Consider the following 24881-nt stretch of genomic DNA (forward strand, 5'->3'; position numbering starts at 1 on the left):
GTCTTGCTACCTTAAGGATTCAAAAAAATCACTTGGAGTACAACTCAACAACAAGCTGTTCGTTAAAGGGCTCCTGTACATCGACACGCTCGGGAACTGCAAGAAATACAGCTTTTTTGTTGGCTTTGTCCACCTGGATCCATGCGGGAATCCTCGACTCGGACGCCTTGTTCAGCGAATCAGCTACAGCGTCGAGATTGCGGCTTTTCTGGCGGAACTCGATCTGGTCGCCAGGGGCAACGAGATAGGAAGGAATATTGACCTTCTTCCCGTTGATCAGGAGATGACCGTGAGAAACGAGCTGACGGGCACCTGCACGCGACGGAGAAAATCCGCAACGATAAACAACGTTATCGAAACGCCTTTCGAGAAGCTTCACCAGGTTGTCGCCGGTAACACCTCGCTGGGCAACCGCTTTTTTATAATAGTTTCTGAACTGCTTTTCGAGGATACCATAAAGATATTTCATCTTCTGCTTCTCTCGGAGCTGCAGTGCATATTCCGACACTTTGCCCTTGCGGGACTGGCCGTGCTCGCCGGGAGCATACGGACGTCTTTCGAGATATTTTTCCGCCTTGGGAGAAAGCGCTATCCCTAACCTGCGTGATACTTTGGTAATTGAGCCTCTGAATCGTGCCATAGCAATTGCTTCATTGATAATTCTTGATAATAACCGTCAGACCCTTCTGCGCTTGGGCGGCCTGCAACCGTTGTGCGGCAGAGGCGTAATGTCGCGGATAGTCTTAACCTCCAGACCCGCGCCCTGAAGCGCCCTGATGGCGGCATCGCGACCCGCGCCGGGGCCTTTGATGAACACATCAACGTGGCGCATACCAAGGTCAAACGCTTCCTTGGCAGCCGCCTCGGAAGTGACCTGCGATGCGTACGGGGTATTTTTCTTGGAACCCTTGAAGCCGTTCTTGCCGGCGCTCGACCATGAGACCGTATTGCCGAGTGTATCGGTAATCGTCACCATGACGTTATTGAACGAAGCCTTGATATGGACGGTACCTTCTGGGGTAACCTTGACTTTCTTTTTTTCTTGCTCGCTGTTGCCATGAGTCTGTCGGTGTTTTATCTCTCTTGTTGCTTGATTGCTCCGGGCATTACTTCTTGCCTGCCTTCTTCTTGCCGGCAACCGTCTTGCGCTTGCCTTTTCTGGTACGAGCATTGGTACTGGTGCGCTGGCCGCGGACTGGAAGTGAACGGCGGTGGCGAAGACCACGGTAACATCCGATATCCATCAGACGCTTGATGGAGAGCTGCTGCTCAGCGCGAGCTTCACCCTCGACCGTGTACTCGTTACCGATAATTTCCCTGATGGCGTGCGCCTCTTCGTCACTCAGCTCGGAGATTTTCTTTTCAGGAGCGATGCCGGCTTTGGCGAGTATGTTCTTGGCGGATGTTTTCCCGATGCCATAAACATAGGTCAGGCCGATGACCGCATGCTTGTTCAATGGCAAATTAACCCCAGCTAACCTCATATTTTTTTCTCAAATCTGTTGATTGTTCCTGAAGATCACCCCTGGCGCTGCTTGTGGCTCGGATTCACCTTGCAGATCACAAATCGTTTTCCTTTGCGCTTGATAATCCTGCAGTGCTCGCAACGTTTTTTGATAGACGAATATATTTTCATGGTAAACCCCACATGCTATGATTGTCCGGTCTGTCCAAAATATGAAAAGGCATGTAATGTAATAAATACATCCTTAATAATCAACCGGATAAAGGACGATTATTTCTGTTTTTTACTTGTACCGATAGGTAATCCTGCCTTTGCTCAAGTCATAAGGCGAAATCTGAACCTTGACCTTGTCGCCGGGAAGGATTCGGATATAGTGCATCCTGATTTTGCCCGATACGTGAGCAAGCACTTCAAGACCGTTTTCAAGCTTGACCCTGAACTGTGCATTGGGAAGGGCTTCAAGAATTTCGCCTTCCACCTCGATTGATTCTTCCTTGGCCAATGTGTATCTCTCCGCTTTCTGATCGTTATGAATATGATTCTGATGCTTGCCCTGCCTGCGTTACTTCGTCAGGATTTCCGCCTGACCTTTCCCGATGGCGATGGTATGCTCAAAATGGGCTGAATAGCTTCCATCCTCGGTCACCGCGGCCCAGGCACCCCGCTTGCTGACCGCCCAGCGGGAACGCCCGAGCGCGATCATCGGCTCAATGGCCAGCGTCATTCCAGAACGAAGCTTCACCCCGGTATGAGGTCTTCCGTAATTCGGTACGGCCGGCTCTTCATGCAATTCGCTGCCGATGCCATGGCCAACCATATTCTCGATCACACTGTAGCCAAATGAGCGTGCATGCTTTTCAATTGCTGCCGAAATATCATGCAGGCGGTTTCCCTCGACGGCCTGCTCGATGCCAAGCTCCAGACACTCGCGGGTAACATCAACCAGTTGCCGCACCGCAGGATCGACCTCGCCGATGATGTACGTCCGCGCTGAATCTCCATGATAACCGCTCTTGTATACTCCGCAATCGACCGAGACGATTTCTCCTTCGCGAATGATGCGCTTTGCACTCGGCACACCGTGAACAACCTCCTCATCGATTGAAACGCAAAGCGTCGCCGGATAAGGAGTCACGCCAGACTCGCCCTTCGGAACGTAATTCAGAAAACTCGGTACAGCGTTATGATCTCTGATGAACTGCTCGGCAAGCTCGTCAAGGCGCTTGGTTGAAATACCAGGTCCAATCTCGCTCTCCAGCATGTCAAGCACGCGGGCGACCAGTCCTCCAGCCTCCCGCATCAGTTCTATTTCCCGTTCGCTCTTGATGGTGATCATGACCCGCCTCTTGCTTACCGGCGTCCTCGCGCCTTGGCCGTCTTCATGAATCCGTCGTAATGACGCATCATCAAGTGGCTCTCAACCTGCTGAAGCGTATCGAGTCCAACGCTGACGACGATGAGCAGGCTTGTGCCGCCGAAAAAGTGAGCGAACCCGGGAGTCACATTGGCGAACTTGGTCAGGAAGGTCGGCAAAACGGCGATTACTGCAAGGGCGATAGCACCTGGAAGGGTGATCCGGGTCAGAATGTTGTCGATGAACTCTTCGGTGCTCTTGCCGGGACGGACGCCCGGAATGAACCCACCCTGACGGCGCATCGTATCGGCAACCTCTTTCGGGTTGAAGGCGATAGCCGTATAGAAATAGGTGAAAAAGACGATCATCAGACCGAAGACGACTGCGTAAAACCATGAGTCGTAGGCGAACGCGGCCGCAACCTTTTGCATCGCCTCACTCTCGGGGAAAAACGAAAGGAAAGTGCTGGGCAGAAACATGATCGACTGGGCAAAGATGATCGGCATGACGCCCGCCGTGTTGATCTTCATCGGGATGTACTGCGTACCGCCGCCGTAAACCTTGCGGCCAACGACGCGTTTGGCATGCTGTACGGGAATCCTTCTCGTGGCGACGGTCAAGAGTACGACGATAGCCACAATGGCCACCATCACCGCCATAATAACGATCTCGACAATCCAGTTCTTGTTGCCAAACGAAACCGACTGGACTTCAGCAACCAGCGAGGCCGGGAACCTTGCCAAGATACCAATCATGATGATCAGCGATATGCCGTTTCCGATCCCTCGTTCAGTGATCAGCTCGCCAAGCCACATAACGAACACGGTGCTGGCAGTGAGAATAATGACCGCAGTGATGGTAAAGAAAAAACCCGGATCGGGCACAACCACCTTGCCGAACGATGATGGACTCGAAAGGTTGACACTCACGCCCCACGCCTGCAGCAACGCTATAAGAATCGTGCCGTAGCGAGTATACTGGTTGATCTTCTGACGCCCTTCTTCACCCTCTTTCTGGAGCTTCTGCACATAAGGAGTCACCGCGCCAAGCAACTGGATGATGATGGAGGCCGAGATGTACGGCATGATGCCAAGAGAAAAGATCGAGGCGCGAGCAAACGCGCCTCCAACAAACAGGTCAAACAGACCGAACAGGTCGTTTGAATGAGAGGTGGTTGCACTCGCTACCGCAGAGGCGTCAACCCCTGGGATGGTGATATGCGATCCCAGCCTGTAAACAAACAGAAGCAGGAGGGTATACAGTATACGCTGCCTTAACTCCGGGATTTTATTGATATTCCTGATACTCTCAGTAAGCTTCATGGCAGCTCATTCCCTGATTCAAGACTTGACCGATTTCTTCTCTTTCTTGACCTTGACAACTTTGGCTTTAGGAGTCAAAAGAGCCTCTTCAAACGGCAGACCGTTGACCTTGGCAGCCTCTTCGAGGGTGCGGTACGCTTTGACGATCTTGCCGCCAGCCTTGGTGATCTTCTCTTCGGCACTCTTGCTGAAGAAGTGTGCCGTGATGGTCACTGCTGAAGTAAGCTCACCGTTGCCGAGAACCTTGAAATACTCCTGGTTGCTGGCGTTGCACAGGTGCTTGAGATCGAGAACGCTGATCTCTTCGCCAACAAGCCCTTTCTCGATCCACATCTGGATCTGGGCGACGTTGATGCAAGCCACAGCCTTTCTGTTGGGCGGAGTAAAACCGAATTTCGGAAGCCTGCGGTAGATCGGCATCTGACCACCCTCGATGACCGGACGCTGGTAGCCGCTGCGCGACTGTTGGCCTTTGTTGCCCTTGCCCGCTGTCGTACCATTACCTGAACCGGGGCCGCGACCGACCCTTTTTCTTGCCTTGACTGCGCCTTTGGCAGGGCGGAGTGAACTTAAATCCATTGCTTTGATTCCCGACTGTCTTTATTGATTCTGTTAAAGCTCTTCAACCTTGACAAGGTGCTGGACGACGCGAATCTGCCCTCTCGTGCAGGCGTTGTCCTTGATTTCGACCTTGTGGTTCGGCCTTCCCAGACCGAGAGCCTTGATCGTATCTTTCTGCTTCTTGGTGCCGCCGATAACGCTGCGCACCTGGGTAACCTTTATCATTTTCTCGCTCATGATCACCTTGTCTCCTGTTTAGCTTTCAAATACCTCTTTCAGGCTCTTCGAGCGGCGCTCTGCCACATCGTTGGCGTCAGAGATGCTCTGAAGTCCCTTGATAGCTGCCTTGACCACGTTGTGCGGATTGGAGGAGCCGAGAGACTTGGTCAGAATATCATGGATGCCAGCCATTTCAAGCACGGCCCTGACTGCGCCGCCAGCGATCAGTCCGGTACCAGGGGTAGCCGGCTTCATCAGCACTTTGGCCGAACCGTATTTGGCGACAATCGGGTGGGGAATGGTTCCCTTGACGATCGGCACCTTGATGACATTCTTCTTGCCATCCTCTACGCCCTTGGCGATAGCGTCCTGAACTTCGTTCGCTTTTCCGAGTCCGTATCCAACATGACCTTCCTTGTCACCGACAACCACAATAGCGTTGAAACCGAAGCGCTTGCCGCCCTTGACCACCTTGGCGGTCCTGTTGATGTGCACCAGCTTCTCTTTCAGATTCAACTCACCGGGCTTGATATTCCTGTCAGATTTTTTCGACATGTACGTTCTCTCTTTGAAAAGTTTTAAAAGATCAGGCCTGCTTCACGGGCACCGTCGGCCAGGGCCTTGATGCGACCGTGATACCGGAATCCGTTTCTGTCGAAGACGACACTGGAAATACCCTGTGCAAGAGCCTTCTCGGCAATCTGCTTGCCGATCGCTGCACTCACCTCGGATTTGGTACCGGTAAGTCCGGCATTCTCTTTCGACATAGTCGATGCTGCCATGAGGGTCTTGCCGCTCTCGTCGTCGATCAGCTGCGCATAGATCTGTGAAAGACTCCTGAAAACGCACAGTCTTGGCCTTTCCTGGGTGCCACGCACGACAGCCCTGCTGCGTGCCTTGATTTTCTGCCTGCGGGCAGCTTTATCTACTTGGCTCATTATCTCTAACCGTATAAATGTTTTTTACCTGACTTGTTTCGCTCATGCGGCGCAACGGCTTACTTGCCGGCAGCCTTGCCTTCCTTGCGGCGGATGACTTCGCCTTCGTACTTGATACCCTTGCCGCGATATGGCTCCGGTTTCCTGAAGGAGCGAATCTTGGCGGCGATCTGGCCAACCAGAGCCTTGTCGATACCGCTGACAAGAACGGTGGTCGGATCCGGCACCTCAATCTTGATCTCGGCAGGAGCCTGGAAGTAGATCATGTGCGAGTATCCGAGGGTCAGCGCCAAGAGGTCACCCTTGAGCTCAGCGCGGTAACCGACGCCGGACATCTCGAGTTTGCGGGTGAACCCTTTGGTCACACCCTCGACCATGTTGCTCACCAGCATACGGTACAGACCGTGCATGGCACGAGCGCGCTTGCTGTCGTCTTTTCTCTGGACGGTCACGGCGCCATCGGCAACCGAAATGATAACTTCATCGACCAGAGCCTGGGAAAGCGCTCCCTTCGGACCGGTCACGTTGATCATATTCTCCTTGACCTCGACCTTAGCCTGATCAGCGAGCCTGATTGGCATTTTTCCTATTCTTGACATGGTAAACTGATGCTCTTTGGCTTATGAAATTAATAAATACGGAACAGCACCTCGCCACCGACGTTCTGCTCGCGCGCTTCCTTGTCGGTCAGGATGCCTTTCGAGGTCGAAAGGATGAACAGACCAAGCCCGCCGAGGTATCGCTTGATATCCTTGCCCTGATAAACCCTGCGGCCAGGTTTGCTGACCCGGCTAATCTCCTTGATGGCGTGCTGGCCATCCTGCATGTATTTCAGCTCGACACGAATGAAAGGGAACTGCTCGGAGGTGATCACCGTGTAGTTCTTGATGTATCCTTTCTCAAGAAGAAGCTTCGAGAGATTTTCCTTGACTCTGGTATAAGGAATATCGGTCGTCTTGTTTTTTGCACTACCGGCGTTTCTGATCCGGGTGATGAAATCGGCTATGGAATCCGTTACGGGCATGGCTCTAACAGTTGGTTACATTCGTAAATGAACAGACATCTTTCTCTTGGTCTCCGCAGGCGCGCTTACCAGCTCGCTTTTCTGACACCGGGAAGCTTTCCTTCGAGGGCCAGTTTGCGGAACATGTGGCGGCAAAGTCCGAACTTCTGGTAGTTGCCGCGGCCACGTCCGGTCAGGACGCAACGGGTGCGAACCCGCGTAGCTGAGCTGTCTCTCGGAAGCTTGCTCAGCGCCTGGTAATCGCCTGCCGCTTTCAGCTCCTCACGTTTAGCCGCATACTTTTCGACGAGCTTCTTCCTCTTTTCGTTTCGTGCAATGATGCTTTTCCTTGCCATCTTGGTACAGGGCTATGATTTATTGGTTCTTTTTCTTGAACGGCATGCCGAGCAGGCTGAGCAACTCGTAGGCCTCTTCGTCCGTTTTCGCGGAAGTGACGAAGCTGATATCCATACCGTTGATTCTCGGTACCTTGTCGATGTCGATCTCAGGGAAGATAATCTGTTCGCGGATACCTGCATTATAGTTTCCACGGCCATCGAAACTCGTGTCGCTCAGGCCACGGAAATCGCGGATCCTCGGCACAGCGACCGAAATAAAGCGATCCATGAACTCAAACATGATCTTGCGGCGAAGGGTAACGCGGCATCCGATAGCCTGTCCCTCGCGAAGCTTGAAGTTCGAAATAGCCTTTTTGGCCTTGCGAACCTGCGGCTTCTGGCCGGTGATCTGGCCAAGCTCTTGCATGGCGGTTTCGAGCAGCTTCGGCTCCTGTGCGGCTTCACCGACACCAATGTTCACCGAAATCTTCTCAAGGCGGGGCACCATCATGATGCTCTTGTACTTGAATCGCTCCATCAGTTTCGGAACGACGGTCTCACGGTAGTAAACCTCAAGGCGGGCAGGCATTGCAACTTCCTGCTCTACACTCTCTTTTTTTGACATCTTTGCTTGTAATTTTTCACAGGATGGTCTTGGTCATCCTGCCTTTTAACGAAATCTCTCTCAGCTCTTCTTGACGTTCGAGGCATGAATCGGAAACTCGCGCTCGATGATCGATCCCTGGGGCGTTCCCTGGGTCGGACGCATGTGGCGCTTCCGGATGTTGACGCCCTCGACAATCACGCGGCCTTTCTGAGGGAACACTTTCAGGACTTTGCCTGACTTGCCCTTGTCGTTACCGGCAATGACCGTTACCTCATCGTTTTTCCTGACGTGGAGCTTGACCTTTTTGATACCAGTTTTCATGATTGACCTGTATGATAGTAATTCTTGAACGTGAGCGGGAGACGGGACTCGAACCCGCGACCAACAGCTTGGAAGGCTGTGACTCTACCAGCTGAGTTACTCCCGCTGATCGGCTCTCAGAGAACCTCTGGAGCCAGCGAAACGATCTTCATATATTTTTTGTCGCGAAGCTCGCGTGCCACCGGGCCAAAAATACGGGTACCTCTCGGCTCGCCCTGTGCGTTGAGCAGCACGACAGCATTTTCGTCAAACCTGATATAGGAGCCATCCTTTCTTTTCTGCTCCTTGACGCACCTGACCACAACTGCCTTGCAGACATCTTTTTTCTTGACGACGCCACCAGGAACCGCAGCCTTGACCGATACCATGATCTGGTCCCCAAGCGCGGCATAACGCCTGCCGGTACCACCGAAGACATGAATGCACCGTACTTTTTTCGCTCCGCTATTATCGGCGACAACCAGATTAGTTTCTTTCTGGATCATCCTGCATTAACCCCTTTAAATGATAGTGAATCCGTTACTTGGCCTTTTCGACGATTTCAACAAGCCGGCAACTCTTGTTCTTGCTGAGCGGCCTGCATTCGGTGATCCTCACCAGATCGCCGACACCGGCCTCATTGTTCTCGTCGTGAGCCATCAGACGGGTTGTCTTCTTGAAGTACTTCTTGTAGACCGGATGCTGAACCCTGCGCTCGACGGCAACAACGATACCCTTATCCATGCTATCGCTTACAACCTTGCCCAACCAGCTCTTTTTTCTGCCCCTTGTTTCAGCTCTACTTGACATTGCTGCGTTGTCCATTTGTTATTCTTCTTGTTGAAACCGGTTATTGTTTACTGACGCACCCACTTGTCAGGCGTTGCTTTTTTCCTGCCTGTCGATCTGGGTGAGCCTGGTTTTCATCCGGGCGATATCCCGCTTCGAATTACGGAACACCATCGGGTTCTGCGCCGGTTCGATCGCCTGGTAAAAGTTGAGATCGGCCAGTCTGTTTTCGAGCTCTTCAATCTTTGAGAGGAGCTCTTTCTTGTCCATAGCCGCTATTTCATAGTTTTTCATAATACGCTTCTCTGGCGGTTAGATTGCACGTTATCCTTCGTAATCTGGCCTGACGATGAACTTGGTTTTGATCGGCAGCTTCTTTGCAGCAAGCCTGAACGCTTCGACAGCGACTTCGCGCGGCACACCATCAGCCTCGAACATCACGCGGCCCGGCCTGACGACGGCAACCCAGAACTCCGGTGAACCTTTACCGGAACCCATGCGGGTTTCCGCAGGCTTCTTGGAAACCGGCTTGTCAGGGAAAATCCTGATCCAGATTTTTCCGTCCCTCTTCATATAACGGTTCATAGCGATGCGAGCGGCTTCGATCTGGCGGCTGGTGATCCATGCCGGCTCCATAGCCTTCAGGCCGAAGGAGCCAAACGTCACCGCTGTTCCACGCTGGGCGTTGCCCTTCATGCGGCCACGCTGCGTCTTTCTGTATTGAACCCTCTTTGGCATTAACATACCGGCAACTCCATTCTCAGTTTCAAATTATATGGTACTTGTGTCAGGTCAGGCTTTCTTGGCCGGACGGCGGCGGCGCTTGGCTCCACGAGCATCGCCACGTCCACCTCTGCCACGGGAATCACCACGGCGTTCCTGCATTTTCTTCATCTCTTCCTCTTCGATGGCATCGAGCCTCTGAACGAGAACCTCGCCCTTGTAAACCCAAACCTTGATACCGATAGCACCGGCGATGGTGTGAGCGGTCACGCTTGCGTAATCGACATTGGCACGGAGCGTGTGAAGCGGAATCTTGCCCTCTTTGTACTGCTCTGCCCGGGCGATTTCAGCGCCGCCAAGACGGCCTGCGCAACGAATCCTTACGCCTTCAGCGCCTGCCCTCATAGCCTGCTGGATCGCCATCTTCATGGCGCGGCGGAAAGAGACGCGATTTTCGAGCTGGTAAGCGATATTCTCGCCGATGAGCTGCGCTTCGATCTCCGGCTTGATCACCTCGACGACGTCGATCTTGACCTCTTTGCCGGTGATGCGGGTCAGCTCCTGGGAAAGGTTGTTGATCTCTTCACCCTTGCGGCCAACGACAGCACCCGGACGAGCCGCATAGATATTGATCTTGATATGCTTGGTTGTGCGCTCGATAACAATCTTGGCAATACCGGCCTTCTCTTTTTTCAGCCTTGCCTGGACGTAGTTGCGGATAACCTGATCCTGCTTGATCTTTTCGGCGATAACCGGTCCGTCATCGTACCAGCGGGAAGTCCAGTCTTTGATGATTCCCAGTCTGAATCCAGTTGGATTTACTTTCTGACCCAATGCTATCTCCTTGTTTTATTTGGTTACCTTGTTCTCAACCTTGTCCACGACGATGGTCAGGTGATTCGAGCGCTTGCGAATCCTGTAGGCGCGGCCCATCGGAGCCGGCAGGAGCCTCTTGAGCGAAGGACCTTCATCGACGAAGATCGCTTTGACGAACAGCTCGTTATCGCTGAGCCTTTCGTCAGGATTGAGCTGCGACCAGTTCGCCACAGCCGATTTGAGCGTAACCATCACGTTACGGGAAGCGCTTTTGGTGGAGTTGTGCAGGATGGCTTTCGCCTGATCGACCTGCTTGCCACGAACAAGGCCGGCCACGAGCCGCATTTTTCTGGGCGACGTCGGTGTATGCCGTAAAATTGCTTTAGCTTGCATGATATCTCTTACCTTTCCGCGTTATTCAGATTATTTTTTCCTGGGTGCCGAACCGCCCTTTTCAGCCTTGCCGCCCGCATGGCCGCGGAACAACCTGGTTGGAGCAAATTCGCCAAGTTTGTGGCCAACCATGTTTTCGCTGACGTACACCGGCACATGGGTCTTGCCGTTATGAACCGCTACGGTGTGACCGACAAAGTCAGGAGAGATCATCGAGCTTCTCGACCAGGTCTTTACAACCTTCTTCTCACCTTTGCTGTTCATATCAAGGATCCGCTTTTCCAGCTTGAATTCGATGAACGGGCCCTTTTTCAATGATCTTGGCATAATTCTCTCTGCTTGTTGTTTATTACAGCAATGTTACTTGGCTTTTCTGCCGCGAACGATCAGCTTCGTCGAGGCTTTTTTCTTGTTTCTGGTCTTCTGACCCTTTGCAAGCTGACCCCATGGCGACTTCGGATGCTTGCGGCCACCACCGGACTTCGATTTACCTTCACCACCGCCCATCGGGTGATCGACCGGGTTCATGGCCATACCGCGGGTCTGGGGACGAATACCGAGCCAGCGGCTGCGTCCTGCTTTACCGAGGCTGATGTTCTCGTGCTCAGCATTTCCAATAACGCCGATAGTTGCGCGGCACTCGATGCGAACTTTCCTGATTTCACCTGACGGCATCTTCAGGGTTGCGTAGTTGCCTTCACGAGCGGCAAGCACGGCATATGCGCCGGCTGACCTTGCCATCTGTCCGCCTTTTCCGATCTTCAGCTCAATATTGTGTACATCGGAACCGATCGGGATGTTTTTCAGCGGCATGGTATTGCCAACCCTGATATCCACCTTTTCGCCGCTCTCGACTCGGTCGCCGACCTTCAGATTTTTGGGAGCGAGAATATAACGCTTTTCTCCGTCAACATAATGAAGAAGTGCAATCCTTGCTGATCGGTTCGGGTCATATTCGATCGCGGCAACTTTTGCAGGCACGTTGTCCTTGTTGCGCTTGAAATCGATGATACGGTAGAACCTCTTGTGACCGCCGCCCATGTGGCGAGAGGTCACGCGACCGTTGCTGTTGCGTCCTCCGGTCCTCTTGATCGGCACAAGAAGGCTTTTCTCGGGAGCACTCTTGGTGATCTCATCGAAACCTGCATATGAGGCGAACCTCGTGCCCGGAGTAACCGGCGCTAATTTCCTGACTGCCATCGTACTATTTATCTTATCCAGTTGATAATCTTATTTCTCGCTCTTTTCAGCCGGCTTGGCATAGTAATCGATCGTCTGGCCGTCGCCAAGGGTCACGATCGCTTTTTTCCAGTCGCTCTTCTTGCCGGCGATGAGTCCTTTGCGGGTGTACTGACGCTTTGACTTGCCGAGGCAGTTGATGGTGCGGATGGAAACGACATCGACACCGAACTTCTCTTCGACGGCTTTCTTGATATCGAACTTGTCGGCATCCATCTTGACCTGGAACACATACTGGCCTTTTTGCTCGGTAAGTTTCGTGCTCTTTTCAGTCAGCCACGGCCGCAGCAACGGGTTTTTCATTGCAATCTTCTCCTTTTTACTGGCAAACGGTAATTACCCTAATGTTTCTTCTATTTTCTGCAGGGCGGCCTTCTGGAAGAGCACGGCCTGGCTGTTGAGAATATCGTAGGTCGAAGCCTGATCGGCGACCATGATGTTGAGTTTCTCGATGTTTCTGCCGGAGATGCTGACCACATTGTCGTGATGCGGCATCATGAGCAGGGTCTTCTTTTCTGCAAGACCAAGATTTTTAAGCATATCGGCAACCGGACGGGTCTTGATCGCCTCAAAACTGAAATCCTCGACCACAACGATCTGACCGGCAGCGGCCTTGGCACTCAGCGCCGAACGGCGGGCAAGCTGCTTGACCTTGCGGTTGACCTTCTGCTCGTAGGTGCGAGGCTGTGGGCCGAAAATAGTGCCACCGCCGACCATGAGGCCGGAGCGGGTTGAACCCTGGCGAGCATTACCGGTGCCTTTCTGGCGAAACGGTTTCTTGCCGCCACCGCGAACTTCGGCGCGGGTTTTGGCTTTATGGGTGCCCTGGCGGCGATTGGCAAGAATTGCCTTCACATCCAGGTACATAGCATGTTCAGAAACTTCAACGGCGAAAATCTCATCGTTCAGCGTAACCACTTCACCGGTTTCTGCGCCTTTTATATTGAGCACTTTTAATTCCATGTTCTCTGCACTCACCGTTTACTTGGTTTTTGAAACAATCTTGACATAGGAGTTCTTCGGGCCGGGCACAGCGCCTTTGACGACGATGAGATTCGACTCGGGCATCACCTTGACGATCACGAGATTCTGAACCGTCTTGTTCTCTCCACCCATTCTGCCAGCCATTCTGGTGCCCTTGAAGGTTCTCGAAGGATCGGACGAACCGCCAACCGAACCCGGAGCCCTGAGCCTGTCGGACTGACCGTGCGTTCTGGAGCCGCCACCGAAGTTGTGACGCTTGACGACACCGGCAAAACCTTTACCCTTGGTGACACCGAGCACATCAATCTTATCGCCTTCCTTGAAGACATCGACGGGCACGGTAGCGCCAGCTTCGAGTTCCCCGGCAATCAGGCTCTTGCTGACTTCGGACAGAATGTATCCGGGATTCTTGCCAGCTTTTTTGTAGTGGCCTGCCAGAGGCTTGGAGACCTTTTTTTCATCACGCTCGCCAAAGCCGAGCTGATAGGCTTCGTAGCCATCTTTTTCCGTGCTCTTTACCTGAGTCACATAACACGGTCCGGCCTGAATCACCGTACAGGGAACAGCTTCACGTTTATCATTGTATAAACGGGTCATGCCGATTTTTTTCCCGAGAATCGCACCCATATCCGATTAGCTTTTCTATTTACTTTAAAACACTTTATGACTTGATTTCCACATCAACGCCGCTCGGAAGCTCAAGCTTCATGAGCATATCGATCGTTCTTGCCGTCGGGTTGATGATCTCGATCAACCTCTTGTGCGATGAAAATGCGAACTGCTCACGAGATTTCTTGTCCACGTGAGGTGAACGGTTGACCGTATAAACATGAGTTTTCGTGGGCAGCGGAATGGGGCCAAAAATGATGGCATCCGTCTGCTTGACCACATCGATAATCTTTAAAGCCCATTTATCAACGAGGCTATGGTCGTACGACTTGAGCTTGATCCTGATCTTTTGCTGAACAGCCACTGGTCTATCCCTGTTTCGATGGTTTCAATAAAAAAGGGGCGAGTGCGATGGCTCGCCCCGGGATAACAATCAATCGATCACTCGACGATCTTGGTTACCGAACCGGCACCAACCGTACGGCCGCCTTCGCGGATAGCGAACCTGAGGCTCTCTTCCATGGCGATAGGAGCGATCAGCTCGACATCGACGGAGAGGTTGTCACCAGGCATAACCATTTCGACACCCTCAGGAAGGGTCACCGAACCGGTAACGTCGGTAGTTCTGAAGTAGAACTGCGGACGGTAGCCATTGAAGAACGGAGTGTGACGACCACCCTCTTCCTTCTTCAGGATGTAAACCTCAGCCTTGAACTTGGTGTGCGGGGTGATCGAACCTGGCTTAGCAATAACCATGCCGCGCTCAAGCGCATTCTTGTCAACACCGCGGAGAAGCAGACCTGCGTTGTCACCAGCCTGACCTTCATCGAGAGTCTTCTGGAACATTTCGATACCGGTAACAACTGATTTTGCGGTCGGCTTGATACCGACGATCTCGACTTCGTCACCAACCTTGATGCGGCCCCTCTCAATACGGCCAGTACCAACGGTACCGCGACCAGAGATGGAGAACACGTCTTCAACCGGCATCAGGAACGGCTTGTCAACGTCGCGGACAGGCTGCGGAATGTAGCTGTCAACGGCATCCATGAGCTCCATGATCTGCTTCTCGCCTTCGGGATCACCATTGAGAGCAGCAAGAGCGGAACCTTTGATGATCGGAATATCGTCGCCAGGGAAACCGTACTCGGTAAGGAGCTCACGAAGCTCCATCTCGACCAGCTCGAGAAGTTCCGGATCAGCAATATCAACCTTGTTCAGGAAGACGACCAGCGCAGGAACGTTCACCTGACGGGCAAGCAGGATGTGCTCACGGGTCTGGGGCATCGGGCCGTCGGTACCGGCAACGACGAGGATAGCGCCGTCCATCTGGGCAGCACCGGTAATCATGTTTTTGATATAGTCAGCGTGACCGGGGCAGTCGATATGAGCGTAGTGACGGTTTGCGGTCTGATATTCGACGTGTGCCGTCGAGATGGTGATACCGCGCTCTCTCTCTTCCGGAGCCTTGTCGATGTCACCAAACTCACGGAAAGCGGCCATGCCCTGCTTGGCGAGAACGCTGGTGATTGCGGCGGTAAGAGTGGTTTTACCGTGGTCAACGTGACCGATTGTACCAATATTTACGTGGGGTTTATCCCTCTTGTATGACTCTTTAGCCATAACTCTTCTCCCTGTCGGTTATCTGTTTAGTGATGCGGTGATGAAAAACTGTTATTCGGAATCCTTGCCAACCCTCTTCTCTTGCAGTGCTTCGGCGATGTTGCGAGGAACCTCGCGATAGCTCTCGAACTCCATCGAGTAGTTCGCGCGGCCTTGGGTCATGGAACGCAGATCAGTCGAGTAGCCAAACATTTGAGACAGCGGCACTTTTGCGCTGACAAACTGGGCACCAGCACGCTGGCCCATACCTTCGATGTGACCGCGACGTCCCGAGAGATCGCCCATCACATCGCCCAGATACTCTTCCGGAGTGATGACCTCGACCTTCATGATCGGTTCGAGCAGTACCGGATTGGCCTTCTTGGCCGCTCCCTTGAAGCCGATTGAACCTGCGATCTTGAAAGCCATTTCTGAAGAGTCAACCTCGTGGTATTTACCGTCGATCAGCGCGACCTTGATATCCTGCATCGGGAAGCCGGCGACGACACCGTCTTTCATTGCCTGCTGGATACCTGCGTTGACTGCGGGAATATACTCTTTCGGAATCACGCCGCCCTTGATCTCATCGACAAACTCATAGCCTTTGCCCTCTTCGAGCGGCTCAACCCGGAGCACAACCAGACCAAACTGACCTTTACCGCCAGACTGGCGAACAAACTTGCCTTCGTATTCAACCGTACCGCGAATGGTTTCGCGATAGGCAACCTGCGGCTGACCGACGTTGGCCTCGACCTTGAATTCGCGCTTCAGACGGTCAACCAGAATTTCGAGATGAAGCTCACCCATACCCGCGATAAGCGTCTGACCGGTCTCCTCATCAGTTTTCACCCTGAAGGTCGGATCCTCTTCGGCAAGCTTGGCAAGAGAAATGCCGAGCTTGTCATTATCCGCCTTGGTTTTCGGCTCGACCGCGATCTCGATGACGGGCTCAGGGAACACCATTTTTTCGAGTACGATAGGCTTGTTTTCGTCGCAGAGCGTATCACCGGTTCTCACATCCTTGAGACCGACGGCAGCAGCGATGTCACCTGCATACACAGCATCACGCTCTTCACGCTTGTTGGAGTGCATCTGCAGAACGCGACCAACACGCTCTTTTTTGCCGGTAATCGAGTTGAGCACGTAGCTGCCGGCATTGAGCACGCCTGAATAGACACGGAAGAAGGTCAGCTTGCCGACGAAAGGATCGGTCGCAATCTTGAAAGCAAGCGCAGCGAACGGCTCCTCGTCTTTCGGCTGACGGACGATCGGCTCTTCGGTTCTCGGATCGTGGCCCTCCACTTCACCATCATCGACCGGCGAAGCCAGGTAATCGATCACGGCATCAAGCATGAACTGCACGCCCTTGTTCTTGAAGGACGAACCGCAGAGCACCGGAATGATGGTCACGTTCAGGGTCGCCTGGCGAAGCACGGTGCGGATCTCCTCTTCAGTAATCTCCTCACCGTTCAGATATTTTTCAAGAAGGGTTTCGTCGAGCTCGGAGACAGCTTCAAGCATGTTGATGCGCCAGGTGCGAGCTTCGTTTTCAAGATCGTGCGGAATATCAACTTCGGTGTAGGTGCTACCGTCTTCCTTGTCGTAGATAATCCCCTTCATGCGGATCAGATCGACAAAGCCGGCGAAGATCTCGCCCTGGCCGATCGGAATCTGAATCGGTACCGGGTTGGCGCCGAGACGCTCACGAATAGCCTTGACAGTCTCAAAGAAGTTCGCGCCGACGCGATCCATCTTGTTGACATAGGCGATCCTCGGAACACCATACTTGTTAGCCTGACGCCAGACGGTTTCAGACTGAGGCTCAACACCCCCTACAGCGCAGAACAGCGCAACCGCTCCATCGAGCACGCGAAGGGAACGCTCCACCTCGACCGTGAAGTCGACGTGGCCAGGAGTATCGATAATATTGATCCTGTGATTGACACCGGCGTAATTGCCGTATTTCGGAGTCCAGAAACAGGTTGTCGCAGCGGAGGTAATCGTGATACCACGCTCCTTCTCCTGCTCCATCCAGTCCATGGTGGCGCCACCTTCGTGCACCTCACCCATCTTGTGCAGGCGACCCGTGTAATAGAGAATCCTCTCTGTAGTCGTGGTCTTGCCCGCATCGATGTGGGCCATGATACCAATATTCCTGACTTTATCTAACGCAACCTGCCGTGCCATAAATCGATCGTTTTTAAGTAATTCCTTCTTGCCTACAGACTCAGAACCTGAAGTGAGCAAATGCCTTGTTTGCCTCAGCCATACGATGCACCTCGTCGCGCTTCTTTACCGAAGCACCCTGCTCGTTGGAAGCATCGAGCAACTCAGCAGCGAGCTTCTCGGCCATCGAACGACCCCCACGACGAGTGGCAAACTGCTTGATCCAGCGGAAAGCCAGCGCGGTTCTCCTGGAAGCCGGAACCTCCATCGGAATCTGGTAGGTAGCACCACCAACCCTTTTGCTGCGAACCTCGACCAGCGGAGCGACATTGCCCATCGCCTTGCGGAAAACCTCAAGAGCATCGCCACTCTCAACCTTGTTCGCAATAATATCAAAAGCGTCATACACGACTTTGGTCGCCACAACCTTTTTGCCATCAAGCATGATTGCATTGATCAGGCGAGCAACCGTCTCATCATTGTAACGAAAATCGCCGCCGCGCAGTCCGTATCCGGAACTCTTTTTTGCCATTATAATCCGAGTTAAGATTCAGTTTTATTTCTTCTTTGCAGGAGCAGCACCGGGCTTCGGAACCTTGGCTCCGTACTTGGAGCGACTCTGCTTGCGGTCAGCGACGCCCGACGTATCGAGTGAGCCGCGAACGATATGGTAACGGACACCAGGAAGATCCTTCACCCTTCCACCACGGATCAGCACAATGGAGTGCTCCTGGAGGTTATGACCCTCGCCCGGAATGTAAGCCGTCACCTCAATCTTGTTGGACAGCCTGACACGAGCGACCTTGCGAAGCGCGGAGTTCGGCTTTTTTGGGGTAGTCGTGTAGACACGGGTGCAAACACCCCTTTTCTGAGGGCATTTTTCCAGAGCCGGTGAGGCGGTCTTTGACGCCTTCATACTTCTTCCGTGCCTGATAAGCTGCTGAATCGTCGGCATACAGTAAACTCTTTTCTATTTCGTTTGAGACTTTCGATGAAAAATCATTCAGGGAAAACCATAAGGACGACCAAAGTAAAAGAATTACCTCAAAAAACAAAATCTCATCTATCGTTTTTTTGACTTACCGGCCTTTTTTATCCATTTTTATCGGCTGCCAAACCCGAATAAGATTAAATTGAGCACTTCTCATCTGCTGAATACCAGGCAAACCCTGCCATGTGAAGTTTTTTTCTATTGGGACTGAATCCGGTTTGCGCCGTTTCCTGAAATCCATTCTTCCCCCTCACGAGCCTTGTGCAACCAGCGCTCTGGAGCGATCACGCTCCGGGAACGATGCCAGTCAAAAAAAATCGTAGATTGAGCAAAACGGAACGAGGCGCGCGCAATGGGACCACGGCCTTCCGAAACCTGAGACATGAAACGATGATTATTTCGAAAGAGGCCGTCACCCTCATCCATACCGACACGCACATCGCCGGAATACCAGAACCGAAGCTTTTCAAAACCCTTGCCGACGAGGAAAAAAAGAGAGCTGATCGATTCCGTTTCGACAGCGACCGCCACAACTTCGTGCTCCGCAGAGGTCTCCTCCGGCTACTGCTTGGCGAGACCTTCAGCATTGAACCGTCCCTGATCCGGTTCTCCAGCACGCAGGTCGGAAAGCCGTTTATCACCTTCCCCGAAAACACCGGTCTCTACTTCAACCTCTCCCATTCTGGCCGCCAGATTGTCTATGCTTTTTCAAGACACCCCGAAACAGGAATTGATATCGAAAGAATACGGGCGGTGGATGACATCGATCTGCTCGCCCGCAAATACTTCTCCGCCGAGGAGTATGCGATCATCGTCAACCTGCCTACCCGCGAAAAAAACAAGGCGTTCATCCGGATATGGAGCATCAAGGAGGCGCTGATCAAAGCCAGCGGATGGCCTCTCGAACACGGCCTTGCCGCCTTCGATGTCGCCACGCAGTACCGCATGAACCGCTTCAAGGTGCCATTCGGAGCTAACCGGAGCCTCACCTGCATCACGCCCGTGTTCGACTACATGTGTGGCTTTGCCACCGCTCTGGCCATCCAGCTCGACAATAACGAAGCACTGAACCTTCGCCGCTACTCGCTGCAAAACGGCGAGTATATCGAACTGTGAACAGCTTACCGACTGCCCACTACGAGTCAGACCAGCAGCGCATCCGCTCCCGTGGAACTTTTCAAATCACTGACAAAAGAGTACCTTTGAAAAGTAAAGGGAAAAACCCTTACGGGTGTCGCAATACTTTCTGCCACGAGAATTCCTTACGGCACAGGAATGATGAAGCGCAGAAGCCCGCCCCCCCAAACCCCGATCGGGACGATTTTGAATTGACCCCTTGAAGGTGGTGTCCCGAAAAACAGCTCCAGCCATGAGAAAAGCCGTACTCATATGGCATCTTGTCTGCTGGCTTGCCGTGCTGCAAGGTCTTGCGAAAACTGCTGTTGCCGTCCCGAATCCGGCACTGACCGACGCATTGAGCACAGGTCGCATGCCACCCACTTCTGCCACATCCACTCCCCCCCCCCAGATTGAGGGTGCCTCACTGGAGCGCCGGCCCCAAATCGAGGGGCGGCGTCCCATCCTGATCACCGTACCTTTACTAACCGGCTTGTCGTTGGACGATGCCCGGACAACGCTTCTTGATGCTGACTTGCAGGTCGGCCAGATCACCAGCGCCGAATCCAGATATGAACCCGGCACCGTCATCCAACAATCGCCCGAGGCAGCGACAAGAGTTCGACGCAGCACCCCGGTCGCACTGGTCATTGCCAACCCCATCATGATTTTTGTACCTCCGGTAACCAACAGGCCGATGAAGGATGCCCGGTCGATACTCTCGAACGCTGGCTTGCAGATCGGCACAGTCACCGCCGTCGAATCCGACAACGAACCCGGCATCGTGCTCGAACAATCACCTGAAGCCGGTTCGCGAGCCCCGCGCGGTTCATCGGTTTCGCTGGCAGTCTCAACCCCGAGAATGGTCAATGTCCCCCCGGTCGTCGGGCTTGAACTGGCCGCAGCCCGCGAGGTGCTCGAGCGCTCCGGTTTGGTGCCGGTCACCGATGCCATGCACAGCCAGAACGACCAAGCTCTCGTCACCAGCCAGAATCCCGAACCGTCCAGCACTGTCCGGAGAGGCTCGTCGGTTGTACTGACGCTAAGAGCTGTCGCCGAACCGCCAGCAATTGAGCCACCATCTCCACCCGCGCTCACGCCACTTCCATGGACAGCTATCATAACTGGCGCGGCGGCAATCACCATCCTCGCCGGAGCCCTTCTTTTCATGCGAAGCATCCGCACAAAACCGGCTCCACCCGCAAGAGAGCCTCACGTATCCATCCGTGAAAAGCTCGACTACGGAACCCAGCAAGTACAGGCCACCGGAAACCCCGAGAAAGCGCCAACGATTTCGATAACGGTCCGTGCAGACCAGGGCGACCAGGAAATCCGCCCGTCATAACAACGGAAACACCAGATCGATCCGGAGAAAACCATGCAGACACGTACACTCGTCGATTTTTTCGGCAATATGAACCGCGACGCATCCCCGTTCGACACGCTTCAGAAAAAGCGGGTGTTTGAAGAGCTGCGCAAAAACCTGCCCACTCAAGAGCATGCCCTCAACTGGAAGCCTGTCTGGAACAGCGTTGTCGATCATGTCGGCAAACTGCTCGATATCGACCTGGCGGAAATCATGCTGCGAGCCTGGAAAAACTATTTCGATCTCTCAAAATATGCCGATACCGAAACCTACCCGCCAGACCGCTCCTACCTCGAACCGCTGATCGAGCACACTATTTCATCCAGGCACAAACCGGAAATCGAGATCAAAATCGACCAGATCATCTCCAAAACCATCGCCTTCGACATCTCGATTCAGCTGAATCTCAAGGGATTCACGCTTGAGATAACCGGCGGGAAAATCATGAAGATTCACACAGGAGAGTGCAGTGGAAAAGGAAGCGTCAAATGCCTCGACGTAACGCTTCTTGAAAAAGCGCTCGGAACAATAACGTTACCAGGAATTATCGATCTCGGCGAAGGCATTCCGGTGAGGCAAACGTGACCCGGTTGCAGCTTTCCAAACCCTTCACACCACAAGGATGGGTGCACTCAGAGAGACTATGCAATGGGAAAAAAGGCTTGTAAAAACGGGCTCTAGAAGCGAGCCTCTTTTTATCTGAAGCTGCCCCCGGTCTATACCACTGCCTTCTCGATAGCTGCAAAGTCGAGACCTTTGGGCATGACAAAGAGGCACGATCCGCAGCTTCGTTTCGCCCACAGCTCGCCGAGGTCACGTTTCTCGGTCGAATCGTCATTGCTCCATGCGTTTTCGGATTTGTACTCAACCACGAGGAAGCGGCCATCCTTGAGTTTGCAGACGAAATCGGGGTAGAATTTGTCCGTGGCGGTCTGCAACCAGAAGGAGTGCAACGGTCGGCGTTCGATGTTCCGCGCCCAGAACTCCACCTCCGCCATCCGGTCGAGAAACACCGCGCACCGCTCCTCCTCGCCGTTCATCGCGCCGATTTCGTGATAGTAGTGCTTGCTGAACAGGTGCGCTCCCTGATAGCGTGTATTGTAGGGATACTCGTGCGGTTTGAACACAAAACAGGCCTCCGGCGTCACGACGAGAGGCGTTGCGCACTCCGGCAGCAGGAATGTCTGGTACGACTGTAACCACTGGCGCTTGCGCAGGGCATCGATCTTTTCGGCGATTTTCTGCCGAAGCGTGTACTTGTCGCCGATCAGTTGGGCAAGCGTGAAGCCTCGCTGGTCGATGAGGTAGTGAATGACGCCAGTCAGATACGGCCCGCTCTCGGAGGGGAAAATATCCTGCCGATTCGGAAGATTCTTGTCGATCCAGTTAACCAGTTGCGCGACCGATTGCCGCCCCTCGTCAAGGAGCAGGCTCAACTGATGGTGCAGCGTATCGACGAATCGCACCGACAATTGCCCGCGACTGGAAATGTCGATCTCGGCAAGCTTGCCGTCGAAGCGCTTTGCCGAATACTCATTTTCACTCAATTCCGGCAAGCATTTCGACAGCCGCAGCGGCACCTCGCGAAAATGGGTCTCCTCGAACGGCTCGAACAGATTGCCCTGCCAGACGGCAAGTACCGACACCGCAAACGGCTCGAAGCGCTCCGCCGGAGTGGCCGCCTGCTTCTTCAGGTATCTCCGGGATTTCCGGCAGATCGTCTCAACCCCGGCTTTGGCCTCGGAGGAGTCGAAACACTCCTGCAACGCCTTCATCTCCCGGTCATCCATCTCGCCGGTGAAGACGAGCGCTTTCGCTTCGGGATCGAACGACACTTTCTTGCGGACAACCTCCGGCAACTGCTCCAGCTTCGGAGCTTCGCCGACCACTTCGCGCGTCTCGAAGAAGAGATCGAAGCGCCCCTGTTCGTTCGTCGGCATACTCGCGATCAGCTCTTTGGCCTCCTGCCGGTTGAAACCGTTCTGCACGAGCGCGTCCTGCAACGCCCGCACCGCATCGACGAAATCCGCCGAAGCCGCAAAAGCATACGCCATGTTCAGGTCGTCGCGCACCTTCCGCCTCGCCGCTGGCAGACGCATCACCCTGCCAAGAATCTGCTCGACCGCCGTCGATGAGCGCATCTCGGCCACGGAACAAAGCACGTAGGCGAAGGGGCAGTCCCACCCCTCGCGCAATGCCTGCACGGTGATGCTGTAGCGCACCGGGCACGAGGTATCGGCAAGATCGATTCCGTCGATCTCCCGGCCGCTGCCGGTCGCGCGTCGAATCTGCTCTTCAGGAATATCGAAATCTTCGATCAGGCACCGCTCCACCACCTCGACCGTCAGCGTCTCGTGCGTCTGGCTTTTCGGCTGCGCCTGAACGAGCATGATTGGGCGGATATACTCGCCCGTAACCTGCCGCTCCAGAGCCGCCTCCTGTTCGAGATGCCGCCTGAGCGCAATGGCGTCGGCGAGCAACTCCTTCCAGTTCGGACGGGTTTCGAGCTGTATCGGCATTTTTATCATATGATCGGCCTTCAGCTCGGCGGCGGAAACCGAACAGAGCACGTTGCTCGCATTGTTTTCAGCGGCGGGCGTCGCCGTGAACTCGATGATACAGGAGGGGCTGAACCGCGCCAGCGTCTCGAACGAGAGCGACGTGCGGGCGTTGTGCGCCTCATCGACGATCACCACCGGATGGTGCATTTTGAGAAGGTTGGCCAGCGACTGCGCCGGCTGGCCGTTTTCGTAGCAGGCGAGCTGGCTTGCAAGCGCCGGATCGAGCGCGGTGAAGTGACCCATCAGCGCCCCCGACTGCTCATAGACCTTGCGCCCTTCGGTATCGTCCACACGGAACGCCTGCATGGTCGAAACGATGATCGTCGCATTGGCGGCAACTGTCGGGCGGCGGACGACAAGCGCCTCCTGAATCGAGAGCACCTCGACCGAGGGCAGCGCCGCTTCGAGCGCCTGCCGGTAGGGATGCTTGCAATTCCTCAGCGCCTTGAGCGTCTGTTCCTTGATGACATTGGATGGCACGAGCCAGAGCACCACCGGCGCGTCGGTGTGCAGCAAATCCTTCGCCGCCGTGCCAACCGAGTGCGCCGCCAACAATCGTCTTGCCGCCGCCGGTCGGAATGCGCAGGCAGACGTAGGGTAGGCCCGGCAGTTCCGCCACCGCCCGGTAGGGAATCCCGGAACCGAACGACTGGCGCGTAACGCTGTAAAATGCTGTATCGACGTTCTCGTGTTGCTGGCAGGCCACGAAATAGTCGCTCAGCATATCGAGCGCGCGCCGCTGGTAATCCTTGAGGGTCATCATGATTGCCTCACTTCGTAAGGAATCTGCCTGAACACGATGTTCTCGCTCGCGAGCCGCATCGGGCTGAGCAGGCATCCGTTGCCGTAAACGATCTTCAGCCCCTCGTGCGCGGGCAGCCGCGAAAGCACCTCCCGCGTCAGCACGTTGCCACCATCATCCGAAGCATCTCCGAGAATTCCGTTGTAAAGCAGATAAACCGCCGCGCCGTTCGAGACGCCGATGAGCGGCGTCGTCAGTTCAGCTTCAGCCGGAAGCGGCTGGCCGGTTGCGATAAAAAAGATGTGCTGCGCAAGCTCCCTGAACGAAACGTTCCGGTTGATAAACCCATCCGCATCGAACAACGCCTCCCCAAGCTCGCAAAACCTGAACCCGCCACCGAGAGATTCGACGTTCTTGTATCCACTGATACATCGCGTCAAGCGCTGAGCGGTGACATTCCGGCTAATGTTTGGATCCATTTCGGCCAGAATAAATCGACGGTTGCCGCCGTCCTGCTTGTTCAACGTCAGAACCGCCTGCCCGGTGGTGCCACTTCCCGCAAAGGAATCGAGTACAAGCGAATCTTTGCCGGTGGCAATTTCGAGAATTCGTTTGATCAATCGTGTAGGTTTAGGGGTATCGAAAGCTGTCTGCGTGTCGAGCAAAGCACGAATCTC

Annotated in this window: 37 protein-coding genes and 1 tRNA gene; 3 read left to right on the forward strand and 35 right to left on the reverse strand. The window is 54.0% G+C overall.

From position 1 onward, the window contains the following. Positions 1–28 precede the first annotated feature (28 nt). The 33 genes from rpsD to rpsL form a co-directional block, all read right to left on the reverse strand. Entirely contained in the window at positions 29–640 is a 612-nt protein-coding gene (gene rpsD, locus NY406_RS10055) for a 30S ribosomal protein S4 (RefSeq protein ID WP_260534084.1), read from the reverse strand. 36 nt (positions 641–676) lie between these two features. Next, positions 677–1078, reverse strand: a complete 402-nt coding sequence (gene rpsK / locus NY406_RS10060) for a 30S ribosomal protein S11 (RefSeq protein ID WP_411267110.1) — start codon at positions 1076–1078, stop codon at positions 677–679. A gap of 28 nt (positions 1079–1106) precedes the next feature. Then, positions 1107–1484 carry a 30S ribosomal protein S13 gene (rpsM, locus tag NY406_RS10065; protein ID WP_069810989.1) on the reverse strand — a complete coding sequence of 126 codons (378 nt, stop codon included), beginning with the start codon at positions 1482–1484 and terminating at the stop codon, positions 1107–1109. 35 nt (positions 1485–1519) lie between these two features. Continuing rightward, entirely contained in the window at positions 1520–1636 is a 117-nt protein-coding gene (rpmJ, locus tag NY406_RS10070) for a 50S ribosomal protein L36 (protein WP_010933819.1), read from the reverse strand. 112 nt (positions 1637–1748) lie between these two features. Continuing rightward, positions 1749–1967 carry a translation initiation factor IF-1 gene (gene infA / locus NY406_RS10075; protein ID WP_010933820.1) on the reverse strand — a complete coding sequence of 73 codons (219 nt, stop codon included), beginning with the start codon at positions 1965–1967 and terminating at the stop codon, positions 1749–1751. A 60-nt stretch (positions 1968–2027) separates the two neighbouring features. After that, positions 2028–2801 (reverse strand): type I methionyl aminopeptidase, encoded by a 774-nt coding sequence (gene map, locus NY406_RS10080; protein ID WP_260534090.1) that lies wholly within the window; start codon positions 2799–2801, stop codon positions 2028–2030. Positions 2802–2815: 14 nt separating this feature from the next. Further along, positions 2816–4141, reverse strand: a complete 1326-nt coding sequence (gene secY / locus NY406_RS10085) for a preprotein translocase subunit SecY (protein WP_260534092.1) — start codon at positions 4139–4141, stop codon at positions 2816–2818. Between the two features lie 18 nt (positions 4142–4159). Continuing rightward, complete coding sequence (gene rplO, locus NY406_RS10090) at positions 4160–4720, reverse strand: 50S ribosomal protein L15 (protein WP_260534094.1); 561 nt, start codon at positions 4718–4720, stop codon at positions 4160–4162. A 33-nt stretch (positions 4721–4753) separates the two neighbouring features. Next, on the reverse strand, positions 4754–4939 hold the full coding sequence (rpmD, locus tag NY406_RS10095) for a 50S ribosomal protein L30 (RefSeq protein WP_010933824.1): 186 nt from the start codon (positions 4937–4939) through the stop codon (positions 4754–4756). An 18-nt stretch (positions 4940–4957) separates the two neighbouring features. Continuing rightward, the gene (gene rpsE / locus NY406_RS10100) at positions 4958–5476 is read right to left on the reverse strand and encodes a 30S ribosomal protein S5 (protein WP_260534097.1); all 519 of its coding nucleotides are present in this window, start codon (positions 5474–5476) and stop codon (positions 4958–4960) included. A 23-nt stretch (positions 5477–5499) separates the two neighbouring features. Then, positions 5500–5859, reverse strand: a complete 360-nt coding sequence (gene rplR / locus NY406_RS10105; protein WP_317618650.1) for a 50S ribosomal protein L18 — start codon at positions 5857–5859, stop codon at positions 5500–5502. A 59-nt stretch (positions 5860–5918) separates the two neighbouring features. After that, positions 5919–6458, reverse strand: coding sequence for a 50S ribosomal protein L6 (gene rplF, locus NY406_RS10110; protein WP_260534099.1), 540 nt, complete (start codon positions 6456–6458; stop codon positions 5919–5921). A 29-nt stretch (positions 6459–6487) separates the two neighbouring features. Continuing rightward, entirely contained in the window at positions 6488–6883 is a 396-nt protein-coding gene (gene rpsH, locus NY406_RS10115) for a 30S ribosomal protein S8 (protein ID WP_260534101.1), read from the reverse strand. A gap of 65 nt (positions 6884–6948) precedes the next feature. Next, a complete protein-coding gene (gene rpsN / locus NY406_RS10120; protein WP_260534103.1) occupies positions 6949–7218 on the reverse strand; it encodes a 30S ribosomal protein S14 in 270 nt (89 codons plus the stop codon). A 19-nt stretch (positions 7219–7237) separates the two neighbouring features. Next, positions 7238–7825 (reverse strand): 50S ribosomal protein L5, encoded by a 588-nt coding sequence (rplE, locus tag NY406_RS10125; RefSeq protein ID WP_317618651.1) that lies wholly within the window; start codon positions 7823–7825, stop codon positions 7238–7240. 60 nt (positions 7826–7885) lie between these two features. Continuing rightward, positions 7886–8128 (reverse strand): 50S ribosomal protein L24, encoded by a 243-nt coding sequence (gene rplX, locus NY406_RS10130; RefSeq protein WP_260534105.1) that lies wholly within the window; start codon positions 8126–8128, stop codon positions 7886–7888. Between the two features lie 33 nt (positions 8129–8161). Continuing rightward, a tRNA-Gly gene (locus NY406_RS10135) sits at positions 8162–8234 on the reverse strand. A gap of 10 nt (positions 8235–8244) precedes the next feature. Then, positions 8245–8613, reverse strand: coding sequence for a 50S ribosomal protein L14 (gene rplN, locus NY406_RS10140; RefSeq protein WP_260534108.1), 369 nt, complete (start codon positions 8611–8613; stop codon positions 8245–8247). Between the two features lie 34 nt (positions 8614–8647). After that, complete coding sequence (gene rpsQ, locus NY406_RS10145; RefSeq protein WP_260633796.1) at positions 8648–8917, reverse strand: 30S ribosomal protein S17; 270 nt, start codon at positions 8915–8917, stop codon at positions 8648–8650. 66 nt (positions 8918–8983) lie between these two features. After that, positions 8984–9190, reverse strand: coding sequence for a 50S ribosomal protein L29 (rpmC, locus tag NY406_RS10150; protein WP_260534110.1), 207 nt, complete (start codon positions 9188–9190; stop codon positions 8984–8986). A gap of 30 nt (positions 9191–9220) precedes the next feature. Continuing rightward, on the reverse strand, positions 9221–9640 hold the full coding sequence (gene rplP, locus NY406_RS10155) for a 50S ribosomal protein L16 (RefSeq protein ID WP_260534113.1): 420 nt from the start codon (positions 9638–9640) through the stop codon (positions 9221–9223). A 48-nt stretch (positions 9641–9688) separates the two neighbouring features. Beyond that, positions 9689–10453, reverse strand: coding sequence for a 30S ribosomal protein S3 (gene rpsC, locus NY406_RS10160; RefSeq protein WP_260534115.1), 765 nt, complete (start codon positions 10451–10453; stop codon positions 9689–9691). A gap of 15 nt (positions 10454–10468) precedes the next feature. Then, positions 10469–10828 (reverse strand): 50S ribosomal protein L22, encoded by a 360-nt coding sequence (gene rplV / locus NY406_RS10165; RefSeq protein ID WP_260534117.1) that lies wholly within the window; start codon positions 10826–10828, stop codon positions 10469–10471. Positions 10829–10858: 30 nt separating this feature from the next. Continuing rightward, complete coding sequence (gene rpsS, locus NY406_RS10170; protein ID WP_069811004.1) at positions 10859–11155, reverse strand: 30S ribosomal protein S19; 297 nt, start codon at positions 11153–11155, stop codon at positions 10859–10861. Between the two features lie 33 nt (positions 11156–11188). Then, a complete protein-coding gene (rplB, locus tag NY406_RS10175) occupies positions 11189–12028 on the reverse strand; it encodes a 50S ribosomal protein L2 (RefSeq protein WP_260534120.1) in 840 nt (279 codons plus the stop codon). 30 nt (positions 12029–12058) lie between these two features. After that, complete coding sequence (gene rplW / locus NY406_RS10180) at positions 12059–12370, reverse strand: 50S ribosomal protein L23 (RefSeq protein ID WP_260534122.1); 312 nt, start codon at positions 12368–12370, stop codon at positions 12059–12061. A gap of 33 nt (positions 12371–12403) precedes the next feature. Continuing rightward, positions 12404–13030 (reverse strand): 50S ribosomal protein L4, encoded by a 627-nt coding sequence (gene rplD / locus NY406_RS10185; RefSeq protein ID WP_260534124.1) that lies wholly within the window; start codon positions 13028–13030, stop codon positions 12404–12406. 18 nt (positions 13031–13048) lie between these two features. Continuing rightward, the gene (gene rplC, locus NY406_RS10190) at positions 13049–13678 is read right to left on the reverse strand and encodes a 50S ribosomal protein L3 (RefSeq protein ID WP_260534126.1); all 630 of its coding nucleotides are present in this window, start codon (positions 13676–13678) and stop codon (positions 13049–13051) included. Between the two features lie 34 nt (positions 13679–13712). Continuing rightward, on the reverse strand, positions 13713–14024 hold the full coding sequence (gene rpsJ / locus NY406_RS10195) for a 30S ribosomal protein S10 (protein WP_012501438.1): 312 nt from the start codon (positions 14022–14024) through the stop codon (positions 13713–13715). A 77-nt stretch (positions 14025–14101) separates the two neighbouring features. Further along, positions 14102–15283, reverse strand: coding sequence for an elongation factor Tu (gene tuf / locus NY406_RS10200; RefSeq protein ID WP_260534128.1), 1182 nt, complete (start codon positions 15281–15283; stop codon positions 14102–14104). Between the two features lie 51 nt (positions 15284–15334). Further along, positions 15335–17449, reverse strand: coding sequence for an elongation factor G (fusA, locus tag NY406_RS10205; RefSeq protein ID WP_260534131.1), 2115 nt, complete (start codon positions 17447–17449; stop codon positions 15335–15337). Positions 17450–17489: 40 nt separating this feature from the next. Continuing rightward, the gene (gene rpsG, locus NY406_RS10210; protein ID WP_260534133.1) at positions 17490–17960 is read right to left on the reverse strand and encodes a 30S ribosomal protein S7; all 471 of its coding nucleotides are present in this window, start codon (positions 17958–17960) and stop codon (positions 17490–17492) included. A gap of 24 nt (positions 17961–17984) precedes the next feature. Then, positions 17985–18383 (reverse strand): 30S ribosomal protein S12, encoded by a 399-nt coding sequence (rpsL, locus tag NY406_RS10215; protein ID WP_069811012.1) that lies wholly within the window; start codon positions 18381–18383, stop codon positions 17985–17987. A 426-nt stretch (positions 18384–18809) separates the two neighbouring features. Between rpsL and NY406_RS10220 the strand changes: the two genes are divergently transcribed. From NY406_RS10220 to NY406_RS10230, 3 genes are all read left to right on the forward strand, one after another. Next, positions 18810–19535, forward strand: coding sequence for a 4'-phosphopantetheinyl transferase family protein (locus tag NY406_RS10220; RefSeq protein WP_260534140.1), 726 nt, complete (start codon positions 18810–18812; stop codon positions 19533–19535). Positions 19536–20028: 493 nt separating this feature from the next. After that, positions 20029–20880 (forward strand): PASTA domain-containing protein, encoded by an 852-nt coding sequence (locus tag NY406_RS10225; RefSeq protein WP_260534142.1) that lies wholly within the window; start codon positions 20029–20031, stop codon positions 20878–20880. 33 nt (positions 20881–20913) lie between these two features. Then, on the forward strand, positions 20914–21486 hold the full coding sequence (locus NY406_RS10230) for a hypothetical protein (RefSeq protein WP_260534144.1): 573 nt from the start codon (positions 20914–20916) through the stop codon (positions 21484–21486). Between the two features lie 131 nt (positions 21487–21617). Here the strand turns inward: NY406_RS10230 and NY406_RS10235 are convergent, their stop codons facing one another. Beyond that, positions 21618–24014, reverse strand: a complete 2397-nt coding sequence (locus NY406_RS10235; protein ID WP_260534146.1) for a DEAD/DEAH box helicase — start codon at positions 24012–24014, stop codon at positions 21618–21620. Positions 24015–24221: 207 nt separating this feature from the next. Further along, complete coding sequence (locus NY406_RS10240; protein WP_411267081.1) at positions 24222–24869, reverse strand: DNA methyltransferase; 648 nt, start codon at positions 24867–24869, stop codon at positions 24222–24224. Between the last annotated feature and the right edge of the window lie 12 nt (positions 24870–24881).

It is taken from the genome of Chlorobaculum sp. MV4-Y (assembly GCF_025244685.1).
Classification (GTDB): domain Bacteria; phylum Bacteroidota; class Chlorobiia; order Chlorobiales; family Chlorobiaceae; genus Chlorobaculum.